This is a genomic window from Tepidibacter sp. (assembly GCF_025210165.1).
GTDB lineage: Bacteria > Bacillota > Clostridia > Peptostreptococcales > Peptostreptococcaceae > Tepidibacter_A.
The window spans coordinates 37,976-50,807 of record NZ_JAOASI010000029.1; the positions used below are offsets into that span (position 1 = coordinate 37,976).

Consider the following 12,832-nt stretch of genomic DNA (forward strand, 5'->3'; position numbering starts at 1 on the left):
CAAAATTCCTCCTTATTTCACTTTTATTTATTATATTGATCTTAATCTTTTTTCAGGTTTTATAATATCAGTTATTCTTATACCATAATTTTCATCTATTACTACAACTTCTCCTTTTGCCACTTTTTTAGAATTAACTAATATATCTAATGGTTCGCCTACCAATCTATCTAATTCTATTATTGTACCTGGAGAAAATTCTAATATATCATCTATACTTTTTTTAGTTCTTCCTAACTCTACAGTTACATTTAATAATACATCTTTAATTATATCTATATTCTCAGGCATGTTATTTGAATTAACATTTTGAGATTCAAAGCTTTCAAATTTTACTGGTTGAACATTTACCGGCTGAACATTTACTGGTTGAGCATTTACTTGTGATTCAATAGGTTGTGTATTTTGATTATAAGTACTTTGTTGAGCCATATTAGATACTTCTTGAACATGCTTATTGCTAACAGGAGCAGGTTCACTATTACTATTGTTGCTATTTGTCTGATTTAATGATACATTTCCAGAATCCCCATATAACATATTATCAACCAAACTCTTAGCAAAGTCAATAGGTAGCAATTGCATTATATTACTATCTACTAAATCACCTATAGTCATTTTAAATGAAATCCTTGCTATCTTTTCATCATTTTTCATGAATTTGAAATCATAATCTTTATTAGATAGATTAACTTTATACACTTTAGGTGGATTTATATCTATTTTCTTTGATATCATATCAGATAGTGCAGTGGCAGAGGAACCTATCATTTGGTTCATAGCCTCACTTATAGCACTTAAATGTATTTCATCTAATTCTTCTGGAAGATTTGATTTTCCATCTCCCCCCATCATAAGCGAAGTAATAACCTTAACATCATCCTCTTTTAAAACCAACAAATTACTTCCCGTTAGTCCTTCTTTATATCCTACTTCAACAGCAACAAATGGCAATGGATATCTACTTGCCATTTCATTTAAAGTAACGATATCTACAGTTGGAGTAGTTATATTTACTTTTTGTCCTAGCAAGGTAAATAATGTGGTAGCAGAAGTTCCCATGCTTATATTTCCAATTTCTCCAACAGCATCTTTTTCTATATCATTTAATAAAACTTCATCTGTATCTTCAGAAGAAGTTTCTTCCAAACTACCCTTTAAAAGAGCATTGATTTCTTCTTGTGATAGCATATCATTCATCATAATTATCATCACCCTTTTCAATGACTTGTATTATCTTTATAGCATACTTATTTTTCTTGGTACCAGGAGAACCTTTAAATTTAAATTTATCTGAGACTTTTATATCCAACTGTTCATTAACTTCTTTTCCTAAACTTATAATATCGCCTATTTGAAGATTTAGAAAATCACCTACGGTTATATTTGTTTGAGCCAATTCAGCAACTACATTTAAATCTGATTTTTTTATTTTTTTCTCTAATACTACTTTTTCTTCTGGAGTTATTTTTTTATTGTTGGAAGAGGTTGAAAACCAAAACTTAGTACTCAACTTTGGTAAAATAGGCTCTAAAACAATATGTGGAATACAAATATTTATAAGCCCTTCAACTTCTCCAATTTTAGCTTTTAAAGTTATTAACGCTACCGTTTCATTAGGGGAAACAATTTGTGCAAATTGCGAATTAGTCTCGATTTTGTCAACTTTCGGAAAAAGTTCTATTACATTTTCCCAAGGTTCAATAAAAAGTTTTATAATTTGTTTAAGCATCTTAGTTAGTATAGTTGTTTCAATTTCTGTAAAACCTCTTATTTCTCCTTGATAGTTTCCATCTCCGCCTAATATTCTATCTATAATACAGAATGAAAGCCCTGTAGATATTTCATATAACATTTGTCCCGGTAAAGGATTAAAATCTACCGTAGTCAACATAGCTGGATTAGATATTGAGTTGCTAAATTCATAATATGATAGCTCTTCTACGGAAAGCACATCTACTTGAATAAAGCTTCTTAAATATCCAGATAAAAAAGTATTTAACAACCTAGAATAGTTATCATGTATTATATGAAGAGTTCGCAATTGATCTTTTGCTAGTTTTTTAGGACTCTTAAAATCATATTTTTTTATCTTTTTTTCTTTCGTATCTTCCTGAATCTCTTCAACATCTACTTCTCCTGTATTTAAAGCATCCAGTAATGCATCTATTTCACTTTGCGATAATATTTCAGACAACTACTCCACCTGCCTTTATTGAACTATATAATCTGTAAAATATACATTTTTTATAGATTTTAAATTTAATTTTGTGGATAAATCGGATATCAATTCACGTTCTAATTTATCTAAACCTTCGTTACTAGTCATTTTTTCAGGATCTTGAGATATTATTACTTTTAATATAGTATCCCTTATTATAACACTTTTCTCCGTCATTACCTCTATTTCTTTTTCATCAGTAGATTCTATCACAATATTTCCTTTAAAATAATGGTTTGAATCTCCCATATTAGTAGAAAACTGACCCGCATCATAATTAAATGCTTCTAAGTTTTGTCTGGATCCGTCTGAATTTTTGAAATATACAAAATATAAAGTAGCTCCAAATATTAATAAAGATATTATAAATCCTATAATTGAAAATATCATTATTTTTTTTGTATCCATATTATAAGCCTCCAATCTTACTGGCTGATTAATTTTTTTGTATAAGTATGTCTACTCTTCTATTTTTAGCTTTATTTTCATTTGAAGTATTTGGTACAACAGGATGATATTCACTATAACCAGATGCTGATATACGTTCAGGATTAATACCTGTTTCTTCAACTAAAAATCTAACTACATTACTAGATCTACCCACAGATAATTCCCAATTAGTAGGGTATTTTGAGCTATATTTTATAGGATCATTATCTGTATGTCCTTCTATACTTATAAATTTATTATTGAATTCTTCTTTATTTAAAAGTTCCGATATATATCTTAATGTAGTTTTCGATTTTGATTTTAATTCTGCTTTTCCAGAACTAAACAATACATTATCTTGAAAGCTTAAAAGTAAGCCTGAATTCTCATTTACAACTTTTACATCTTGATCTAACTTGTTATCTTTTAAATATTTTTTAATTTCCTTTTCCAAATTACTAAAATTTTCCAGCTCTTTTCTTTCATTTGTGCTTTTATCATCCTTGAGACCCCTATCTATATACTGCTCCTCAGACAGTGTCTTTCCTCCTTCTAAAAATCCTAAAGAACCACTGAAAGATTGTACTATAGACTGAAATTTTTGAGCATCTACTGAGGACATAGAAAAAAGCAAAACAAAAAAACAAAGTAATAAAGTTACCATATCTCCATAAGTAGCCATCCATTCAGGAGCTCCTTCTTTTGTTTCTTCTTGCTTTTTCTTTCTTCCCATATTAAGCTTCTCCTTCCTGTAATTCTTTTCTCATCGAAGGAGGCAAGAATGCCTTTAATTTTTCTTCTATTATTCTTGGATTTTCTCCAGCTTGTATTGATAAAAGTCCTTCAACTATAATTTCTCTTTCAAGAGTTTCCTCTCTACTCTTAACTTTTAATTTATTAGCTATTGGTATAAATATCATATTAGCCAAAAATGATCCATAAAGAGTTGTAAGAAGTGCAACAGACATAGCTGGTCCAATAGCTGATGGATCATCTAGCTTTTTAAGCATATTTATAAGACCTATAAGTGTTCCTACCATACCAAATGCTGGTGCAAAACTTCCCATAGTTTCAAATAATCCCTGTCCTGATTTATGCCTTTCCTCTAAAAAGTCCAGCTCAGTTTCCAATAATGTTCTAACAAGGTCTGGGTCAGTACCATCTACAACTAACATAACTCCTTTTTTTATAAAATCATCATCGATTCCAGAAGATGACTCTTCAAGAGCTAATAATCCTTCTTTTCTAGCCTTATTTGCAAGTTCAATCATACTTTCTATAACTTCATTTGGGTTACTTCCTCTATCTTTAAATGCTTTTTGAGTAAGCTTGATTATCTCTTTAACCTTAGGAAGAGGATAAGCAACTAAAGTAGCTGCTATCGTTCCTCCTACAACTATCATTACAGATGGAATATCAATAAATGCTCCTAAACTTCCACCTAACAAAATACTAACTATAATCAAACCAAATCCTGACACTATTCCTATGAGTGTTCCTAAATCCAAATGCTACACCCCATTTCTGCCATCTACTATTTTTGCAATATCTCTTTTAAAAGTTTTTACTTTTTGAATTATAGTATCTACATCCTCTTTTACTATATATTTATGTCCATTAACCAAAGTTATTACTGTATCTGGTGTATTTTCTACTGTTTCTATCAAATCACAATTTATTACAAACTCTTCTTCATTAAGCCTTCTTACCTTTATCATTTTTTAGCCTCTATCTCTTTAAGTTTACAAGTTCTTCAATCATAGCATCAGTTGTTGTTATAACTCTTGAATTAGCCTGAAAACCTCTTTGAGTAGTAATCATATTAGTAAACTCTTGTCCCAAATCAACATTTGACATTTCAAGAGAACCAGGATTAAGCTCCGGAAATCCATCTTGACTAGGCTTACCTATATTTGCTCTTCCTGAGTTTCTAGTCTCTAAGTACATATTTGACTGAAACTTCTGAAGTGCTGAAGAGTTTTTAAAGTTTGCTACTGCAACTCTCCCAAGAACTCTTCTTTGTCCATTATCAAAAGCTCCTATAACCTCTCCATTTGGAGCTATTGCATACTCACTTAAGGCTCCTTGCTTATATCCTTTTATATAAGTTGCTCTTGCATTAGACTTGTCTGAAAACTGAGTTAATTTACTTAAACTTATTTCAAAATTAAGTGCATCTGCACCTTTAGTTAAATCTTTTCCTATTTTTAGTTGCATTTTATCAGAATTAACCATTTTCCCATGTTTATCAAACTTAATAGAAAATCCACCAGGTTTATAACTAAATCCCTCTTTACTTGCACCTTCATCGTCTGCTTCTCCAGTGCTAGTATTGTATTTATTCGTTTTCCCATTTGTTATCATAGCTCCATCAGGATTCATATATATAGCATCAACCAACCATTCAGTTTCTCCTGTTGGAGTAAGAGGTGATCCAGATTTAAGTATTTCTTTTTTAGTGAACAATAGTTTAACTTGATGAACATTCCCAAAATCATCAAATACCTCTATTGTAGTTTCTCTTCCTAAAGATTTACTAAGATTTTCATTTTCCTGAGTATATATAGGCTTTCCTGCCGCTGCTGATCTTTCTTCATTAAAGCTATATATAGAAGGAGTGGGAGTACTACCAGAAGCTACTTTTTCTCCTATAACAGATCCCTTTAGCACTGCTGGTGATTTTGTATCATCCATTAATTGCTCTGTCTTAGAATCCACATTCCCTCCAAATGTAACTATCTCCTCACCTGGAATAGGTGGAACTGATGGTTTTGTAGCTTGAGGTGGATATACTATTGATTTATCTATCTTTAATCCCTCTATACTACTTTTTAATCTTCCTGTATCATCAGCCATATATCCAAGTACCTTATATCCATCTTGAGTAACTAAATTTCCACCACCATCTACTTTAAAGTTTCCTGCTCTTGTATAATATCTATTTAAAAAGTTAGTATCATCAGATACCATGAAATAACCATCTCCATTTATCATAAGGTCTGTAACATTATCAGTTCTCTCAACAGCACCTCTTTTTTGAAGTACATCAATTGATGCAACATCTGCTCCAAGTCCTATTTGCATAGGATTAGTTCCTCCACGTCCGTCTTGTGCTCCACCTGCACCCTTCACTGTTTGAGCGAAGGTTTCCTTAAATGTAACTCTTGAACCTTTAAATGCCACAGTATTTACATTTGCTATATTATTACCTATAACGTCCATCTTTGTTTGATGTGCCTTCAAACTCGATACTGCAGAGTACATACATCTCATCATAGTTAATTACCTCCCCAAAATTTATTTCTTTTTGTTCACATAAATTCTATATTCTTTTTCTGTATCTTTTCCATTCTTATCCTTAGCTGTTATCATCAATTTCATTTCAGAAGTTAACTCTTCATTATCTGCTACATAACCTCCATCTTTATCATATATCTTCGCTGTTGCCTTATTTGTTATTGTTAATGCATCAATTAATTGTTTTTTTGTTACACCAGCTGGAATATTCTCTATACGCTTATCTTTTAGAATACCTATTGACGTATTTATTATATCACATTCATTACCATTTAACTCTTTCATTTCCTTTATAAGTGAATCTACTTGCTGCTCTACATTTTTGTTTGCAGTTACAAAATTGTTATTAAGTGACTTTATTCCTTCAAATACACCATCAAAGGATTTATTTAAATTTTGCATTTGTTCAAGTGAACTAAACTGTGCCATTTGAGCTATAAAATCTTTATCCTCCATAGGCTTTAGAGGATCTTGATATTTAAGCTGAGTTGTTAGTAATTTTAAAAAATCATCTTTTCCAAGTTGTGATTTTTTGTCACTAGTTGTTTTTGTAGATTGAGTTGAATTTATAGATGACATTTTTAAATTAGTTCCTGCTATATCTGACATTATATCCCCCCTATACTAATCCATTGAAGTTATCATCTTCAAAAAGATATGGATTTTCTATTTTATTTTGCTCTTCATCTAATACAGATTGATTCGTGCCTACATTTTTACTTATTTTTTTATTATAAGCCATAGCCTCTAGTATGTTTTTATGCTTATTAAGATCTCCTTGACTATCTACAGATACACTTAAGCTTTGTATAGTTATTCCTTGTTCAGAAAGGCTATTTTTAAGTTCTTCCATATTTTCTTCTATAGCTGTTTTTACCTCTTCATTTTCTGCCATAAATTTAGCACTTAAAATTCCTCTTTCTAATACAACCTTAAGTGTTAGCTTTCCTAAATGTTCTGGCTCTAACTGCATCTGTATAGTTGAATTATCTTTATTTATGATTATCTTACTTTTTTTTGTAATTTGCTCAATTATATTATAAGAATCTATATTGCTTAGCTTATTGTTATTTAAATTACCTGTAATTCCTTTTATTGTATTTGTTGTTTTAGATATATTTGAATTTTGAAAGTTAAAGTTTTCTTGTGTTTCATCTTGTGCCTCGTTTACTAAGAAATTTTTATTTATATTGTCTAAATCTTCATTTTGGTTATAGCTTGTATTTTGTTGTAAATTTTCGTTAGCTTGAGTTAGACTTGAAACTTTACTTTGCGAATAATCTTGTTTTATTTCACTTTCCTCAGTCATTTTTACTTTAGAATTTTCTTTTACTTTACTGTTCTCTATTATATTTTTGTCTATATTTGTATTATCTATTTCTAAGTACTTTGAGTTACTATTCTCTTGATTAATCATTAATTCCAATTTATTTAATATTTCTGATTTAACTTCCTTAGGTATAAATTCAGCCTCTTCTAACTTTGTAAATAATTTTTTTAATTCATCAGTATTTATTTCGCCATTTTCCATTTTCTGAATAAATTCACCAATATTCTTTTGAATATCTTCAACTTGTTTTTCATTTTCAACTTCTACATTAATAGTTTGCAATATAGACATTATAGATTCTAAATCTTCCTTAGTTATTATTTCGTCAGCTTGTATATCTTTAATTTCAACCACTTCAGACTCGTTGATATTATTAGTTTCAACATTTATATCTTCGTTTTGTTTTTCAAATTCTTTGTCATGCTTTTCAACTTCTTTATTATACTTTTCAACTTCTTTGTCATGTTTTTCAACTTCTTTATTGTGCTTTTCAACTTCTTTGTCCTGCTTTTTTATATCTCTAGTTTCAGTAATTGTTTTTTCTTTTTGTTTTTTTGTGTTTTTTCTCACATCTTTAATATCATTTTTTTTAGAATAAGAATCTAATTTTTTTCTAAAATCTAATCTATCACTTATGCTATCCTTTTTAGTGAATTTCCCCATATTATTTTTTTTAAAATTCAAGTTTATAGGCATTAAATTGTTCAATAGATTCTTCCCCCCTTTTTATTGTTGTGGTAATCCTATTTTTCTACTTATTTCTGCTGATTTTTGATTTTCTAAATTGGATATAACTTCTGATAATAGTTTAGGTTTTAATTGTTTTAAAACTTCTACCATAAGGTCTTCTTCTGTTATTTTAAAACTCTTTTCTTCATCTATCTTATATTGCTTATACTTTGGTTTACTTGATGTCATTTCATTTACTAAATCGGATAAGTCTTTTGAATCCATCTTTTCATAAGATAATTTTAGTGTTTTTAAATCTCTTTTATATATTTCTAATACCTTTAATGTATTATTTATATCTTCTGATATACCTTTGATGCTTTCTTCTTCATTTAGCTCTTCAAAGATCTTTACTTCTTTTAAAACATTATCTAAATAGTCACTATCTTCAAATTCACAAAGTATCTTACTTGCCATCAAGTAATCCATATTAGCAAATATAGTACCTAAATCTTGTGATGAATACGTATCTTTATTCTGTAGTTGTACACTTGCTTCTTCTATTTTCTTATTTGAATATATATCGGATAAAGTTTTCATATCATGTATATATTTTTCATATATTTGAGTTTGATTTTGTATATTTTTCAAATAATTTTGTGATATATTTTCTTTTATACTTTGTGATACATTTTGATCCATATAATACAATATTTTTGCACTATAATTTGGTTTTAAATTTTCAATAATTTTTGCAGCTTCTTCAAAGTTCAAATTCAAATCTATTATTTTTTGCTCTAGATCTTTAATAGTTCCTAATAGTCCTAGCTTTGTATAATTTTTAGAAAGTTCTTCTGCATATAATGCTTTTTCTTGTTCTATTGAATCTATTTCTCTTTGAAGAATGTCTTTTTTAATTTTTTGATTTCTTATTTTTTGAACCAATTCATTAGTAGAGGTTAAATCATATTTTTTCATTTTTAAAATTATATCTTCATATAATTTTTTATCTTCTTTCTCCATAATTATCAATTTATCTATAGCTCTATCTTGGTCTAATGACAGATAATATCTTGCCAGTTTATTTTTTCTCTCTTCCTGTTCTTTAATAGATGGTGCTTGTTCAAAACGTTCACCGATAATAGGTACTTTCTTTAACATATTATTAGTCATTTTGCTTACATTAGCATTTGTATAATAAAGAATTGTAAAAGTTGTAACCAACACTCCTATTAGTATTAATGGTATTCTTTTTTTCTTTTTAGGTTTGTCCATCTCTTGTATATTTTCTTCCATATTGCCCTCCTAGTTACTCATACTGTGTTTAAATGTAACTATCTGATCTACAAACTTTTCCTCTTCTTTTTTTATTTTTTCATTAAATTTAATAATATCTTTTTCTTTTATTTTTTCAAAAGTCTTTTTTTCTCTCATAACTTGTATATATTCACCTTTTTTTATGTCCAATATATCTTCAGCAGATTTTAAATCTTTAAATAAGTTTTTGATTTTAATGTTTGTCAAATTTATAAATTCATTCATTCGTTTAATTTCATTAATGCTGGTTCCAGCACTCATATTTTCTTGAATTTGAGAATTTTTAGTTTCCTTTATTTCATTTAGTTCTTCTATTTGAAATTTAATATTATCAATAGTATTATTAATTTCACTTATTTCCATTTTTTTGTTTTCTTCTAGTTTTTCCTTTATTTCTAATATTTTTGCAAATCTAAACTTATATTTCAAGAAACACACCTCTATTCTTTAAATATATTAAGTAAAGTTCCTATAACATCGTCATATTCAAATTTATCGTGTGTCCACTGTTTCAGAAAAGAATCAATTTCATCTATTTTTTGTATAGCCATATCAATTTTTTTATTAGACCCTGGTGCATAAGCACCTATATTTATAAGGTCTTCTGCTTCTCTATAGGTAGCCAAAAGGTCTTTGAGTTTATTAGCTGCTTGTATATGTTCTTTATTTGTTATATTACCCATAACCCTACTTGCACTTGCTAAAACTTCTATAGCTGGGTAATGATTTTTATTAGCAAGACTTCTTGACAGCACTACATGACCATCAAGTATCCCTCTTACAGCATCAGCTATAGGTTCATTCATATCATCTCCATCTACAAGAACAGTATATAAGCCTGTGATAGAACCTTTATCCGAGTTTCCTGCTCTTTCTAAAAGCTTAGGTAATACCGCAAAAACAGAAGGCGTATACCCTTTTGTAACAGGTGGCTCGCCTATAGCAAGTCCAACTTCTCTTTGTGCCATAGAAAAACGAGTTAAAGAATCCATCATCAGTATTACATTTTTACCCATATCTCTAAAATACTCTGCTATAGAAGTTGCAAGTAATGCCCCTTTCATTCTAACCAATGGTGGTTGATCAGAAGTCGCAATTACCAATACTGATCTTTTTAATCCTTCTTCTTGCAAATCATTTTCTATGAATTCTCTTACTTCTCTTCCTCTTTCTCCTATTAATGCTATTACATTTATATCTGCCTTTGTATTTCTAGCAATCATCCCTAAAAGAGTTGATTTACCTACTCCAGAACCAGCAAATATACCTATCCTCTGCCCTTTACCACATGTTAATATACCATCTAAAGCTTTAACCCCTAAAGGCAGAGGAGTATCTATTTTTTCTCTTTTTAGAGGGTTAGGTGGTTGATTCATTACAGGATAGTTGAGCTTGAGATTTAATTTATTTTTATCATCTATAGGATTTCCTAGACCATCTAGAACTCTTCCTAATAGCTCTTCTCCAACTTTCACCTCAAGCCCATGCCCACTCGCTATAACCTTACTTCCTGGACCTATCCCATCCATTTCTCCAAGAGGCATTAATAGAACCGTCTCTGATTTAAACCCTACAACTTCAGCTAATATAGGTTGTTCAGATTTTATAGGATATATAAAACATAATTCTCCAAGTTTTACAGCAGGTCCTTTTGACTCTATAGTAAGACCTACTACTTGAGATACTCTTCCTGTATACTGAATCAAGTTGATTTCTTCCAGTTTTTGAAAATATTTAGATACATCTATCGATTTCATCATTATCATCATCCTAAACTAGATTTAAAAATTCTTCTTTTATTATTTCAAACTGCTTTTTTATACTTGGATTAATACTTCCTGAATTAGTATCTATTATTAAATCTCCTTTTTCAAGAGACTTATCTATTTTTATTTCGATGTCATCTATATGACCCGCCATAGCAAGTATCTTATCTCTTGATGAATTAACTTTTTCAAAATCATCATCATTCACTCTTACTACCAATTTTTCAGTAAAAGTTAATTTTTTCAAAGCTTCTTTTATGAGATTTAATATTACCTCGTCATTTTCATCTAATTTTAATTTAATAATCTTATCAACTGAATTTATTACTAAATTTATAACATCTTCTTCTATTTTCTCTATCTCATCTTTTTTCCATTTAATAACATCATTTTTTATACTTATAGCTTCATTTATTTCTAATTTATACTTATCTATACTCTTTTGTTGTCCTTCTTCAAAACCTTCATTATAACCACTTTGATATCCTTCTTGCTTATATTTATCCAATTCTAATTTTGCTTTTTCATTAGCTTCTTTTATAATATTTTCATATTCTTCATAAGCTGTTTTTATTATATTATCTTTTTCTTTTATAGAGTCTTCTTTTATCGATTCCATTTCTTTTAAAAGTTCATTTTTTTTTAAAACTAAATCATTTATTTCATTTTCTATTTTTAACTTTTTTTCATCTGCTTCATTATCTATAGTGGTATTCTTAGAATCACTTCCAATAATTTTTTCTTGACTAATATTAACCTGGTTATACTTTATAATTCTAGCCAATCAGTTCATCTCCTCCACCTCTTGAGATTACTATTTCTCCAGATTCTTCCAGTTTTCTTATATTACTAACTATCTTTTGTTGTGCCTCTTCTACGTCTTTTAATCTTACAGGACCCATAAATTCCATGTCCTCTCTTATCATATCCGCTAGACGTTTTGACATATTAGAGAATATAAGCTCTGCAACCTCTTGAGTTGCACCTTTTAGAGCAACTGCAAGTTCACTATTATCAATTTCTCTAATAAACCTTTGTATAGATACATTATCAAGTGTAATAATATCCTCAAATACAAACATTCTCTTTTTAATATCTTCTGCAAGTTCAGGATCAGACATTTCCAGATCTTCCATGATATATTTTTCAGTTCCCCTATCTACAGAATTTAATATATCCACAATAGACTGAACTCCACCTACAGTTGTATAATCTTCTGTGACAAGATTTGATAACTTATTTTCAAGAACTAGCTCTATCTCTTTTATAACCTCTGGATATGTTCTATCCATAGTAGCAATTCTTCTAGCCACTTCAGATTGCTTATCAGCAGAAAGATTAGAGAGTATTTGTCCTGATTTTTCAGAATCTAAATAAGATAGTATTAATGCTATAGTTTGAGGATGTTCGTTTTGTATGAAATTGACAATTTGGCCAGGGTCAGCCTTTCTTGCGAAATCAAACGGTTTAACCTGTAATGATGCTGTTAATCTGTTAATAATTTCTATAGCTTTATCTTGACCTAAGGCCTTTTCTAATACATCCTTTGCATATCCTATTCCACCCTCTGATATAACTTCCTGTGCTAAACAAACCTCGTAAAATTCTTGTAATATTCTTTCTTTTTCTTCTGATTCTACTTTTTTCATGTTAGCAATTTCTAGTGTTATTTCTTCGATTTCTTCCTCAGATAAATATTTAAACATTTTAGCAGAATATTCAGGTCCAAGTGTTATTAAGAGTATAGCTGCTTTTTGCTTACCACTTATCTCATTTTTACTCTTTTTTGCCAAACTCAATCAC

Annotated in this window: 14 protein-coding genes; all 14 read right to left on the reverse strand. The window is 29.3% G+C overall.

Annotated elements, in window-relative coordinates; genetic code table 11:
- Positions 1-30: 30 nt before the first annotated feature.
- The 14 genes from fliY to fliG are packed head-to-tail and all read right to left on the reverse strand — an operon-like array spanning position 31 to position 12,822.
- Entirely contained in the window at positions 31-1,203 is a 1,173-nt protein-coding gene (gene fliY / locus N4A48_RS04385; RefSeq protein WP_293664591.1) for a flagellar motor switch phosphatase FliY, read from the reverse strand.
- Complete coding sequence (gene fliM / locus N4A48_RS04390) at positions 1,193-2,197, reverse strand: flagellar motor switch protein FliM (RefSeq protein WP_293664592.1); 1,005 nt, start codon at positions 2,195-2,197, stop codon at positions 1,193-1,195. The genes fliY and fliM overlap by 11 nt, the downstream gene beginning before the upstream one ends.
- Positions 2,198-2,212: 15 nt before the next feature.
- A complete protein-coding gene (locus tag N4A48_RS04395; RefSeq protein WP_293664593.1) occupies positions 2,213-2,629 on the reverse strand; it encodes a flagellar basal body-associated FliL family protein in 417 nt (138 codons plus the stop codon).
- 28 nt (positions 2,630-2,657) lie between these two features.
- Complete coding sequence (locus tag N4A48_RS04400; protein WP_293664594.1) at positions 2,658-3,383, reverse strand: flagellar motor protein MotB; 726 nt, start codon at positions 3,381-3,383, stop codon at positions 2,658-2,660.
- 1 nt (position 3,384) lies between these two features.
- Complete coding sequence (locus N4A48_RS04405; protein WP_293664595.1) at positions 3,385-4,158, reverse strand: flagellar motor protein; 774 nt, start codon at positions 4,156-4,158, stop codon at positions 3,385-3,387.
- A gap of 3 nt (positions 4,159-4,161) precedes the next feature.
- Complete coding sequence (locus N4A48_RS04410; protein WP_293664596.1) at positions 4,162-4,368, reverse strand: flagellar FlbD family protein; 207 nt, start codon at positions 4,366-4,368, stop codon at positions 4,162-4,164.
- A gap of 10 nt (positions 4,369-4,378) precedes the next feature.
- On the reverse strand, positions 4,379-5,926 hold the full coding sequence (locus N4A48_RS04415; protein ID WP_293664598.1) for a flagellar hook protein FlgE: 1,548 nt from the start codon (positions 5,924-5,926) through the stop codon (positions 4,379-4,381).
- A 21-nt stretch (positions 5,927-5,947) separates the two neighbouring features.
- Positions 5,948-6,556, reverse strand: a complete 609-nt coding sequence (locus tag N4A48_RS04420) for a flagellar hook assembly protein FlgD (RefSeq protein WP_293664599.1) — start codon at positions 6,554-6,556, stop codon at positions 5,948-5,950.
- A gap of 10 nt (positions 6,557-6,566) precedes the next feature.
- Positions 6,567-7,985 (reverse strand): flagellar hook-length control protein FliK, encoded by a 1,419-nt coding sequence (locus N4A48_RS04425; protein ID WP_293664600.1) that lies wholly within the window; start codon positions 7,983-7,985, stop codon positions 6,567-6,569.
- A gap of 18 nt (positions 7,986-8,003) precedes the next feature.
- Positions 8,004-9,242 carry a hypothetical protein gene (locus N4A48_RS04430; RefSeq protein ID WP_293664601.1) on the reverse strand — a complete coding sequence of 413 codons (1,239 nt, stop codon included), beginning with the start codon at positions 9,240-9,242 and terminating at the stop codon, positions 8,004-8,006.
- 9 nt (positions 9,243-9,251) lie between these two features.
- Complete coding sequence (gene fliJ / locus N4A48_RS04435; RefSeq protein ID WP_293664602.1) at positions 9,252-9,692, reverse strand: flagellar export protein FliJ; 441 nt, start codon at positions 9,690-9,692, stop codon at positions 9,252-9,254.
- Between the two features lie 11 nt (positions 9,693-9,703).
- Positions 9,704-11,020: a flagellar protein export ATPase FliI gene (gene fliI / locus N4A48_RS04440; protein WP_293664681.1), complete on the reverse strand. Its 1,317-nt coding sequence runs from the start codon at positions 11,018-11,020 to the stop codon at positions 9,704-9,706.
- 13 nt (positions 11,021-11,033) lie between these two features.
- A complete protein-coding gene (locus N4A48_RS04445; RefSeq protein ID WP_293664603.1) occupies positions 11,034-11,813 on the reverse strand; it encodes a FliH/SctL family protein in 780 nt (259 codons plus the stop codon).
- Positions 11,806-12,822 carry a flagellar motor switch protein FliG gene (gene fliG / locus N4A48_RS04450; protein ID WP_293664604.1) on the reverse strand — a complete coding sequence of 339 codons (1,017 nt, stop codon included), beginning with the start codon at positions 12,820-12,822 and terminating at the stop codon, positions 11,806-11,808. The genes N4A48_RS04445 and fliG overlap by 8 nt, the downstream gene beginning before the upstream one ends.
- Positions 12,823-12,832 lie beyond the last annotated feature (10 nt).

Excerpts from the sequence above, each read along its gene's own strand:
- N4A48_RS04420 (WP_293664599.1), bottom strand. The coding sequence starts at position 6,556 with ATGTCAGATATAGCAGGAACTAATTTAAAAATGTCATCTATAAATTCA.
- N4A48_RS04430 (WP_293664601.1), bottom strand. The coding sequence starts at position 9,242 with ATGGAAGAAAATATACAAGAGATGGACAAACCTAAAAAGAAAAAAAGA.
- N4A48_RS04410 (WP_293664596.1), bottom strand. The coding sequence starts at position 4,368 with ATGATAAAGGTAAGAAGGCTTAATGAAGAAGAGTTTGTAATAAATTGT.
- N4A48_RS04395 (WP_293664593.1), bottom strand. The coding sequence starts at position 2,629 with ATGGATACAAAAAAAATAATGATATTTTCAATTATAGGATTTATAATA.
- fliI (WP_293664681.1), bottom strand. The coding sequence starts at position 11,020 with ATGAAATCGATAGATGTATCTAAATATTTTCAAAAACTGGAAGAAATC.
- N4A48_RS04415 (WP_293664598.1), bottom strand. The coding sequence starts at position 5,926 with ATGATGAGATGTATGTACTCTGCAGTATCGAGTTTGAAGGCACATCAA.
- fliY (WP_293664591.1), bottom strand. The coding sequence starts at position 1,203 with ATGATGAATGATATGCTATCACAAGAAGAAATCAATGCTCTTTTAAAG.
- N4A48_RS04400 (WP_293664594.1), bottom strand. The coding sequence starts at position 3,383 with ATGGGAAGAAAGAAAAAGCAAGAAGAAACAAAAGAAGGAGCTCCTGAA.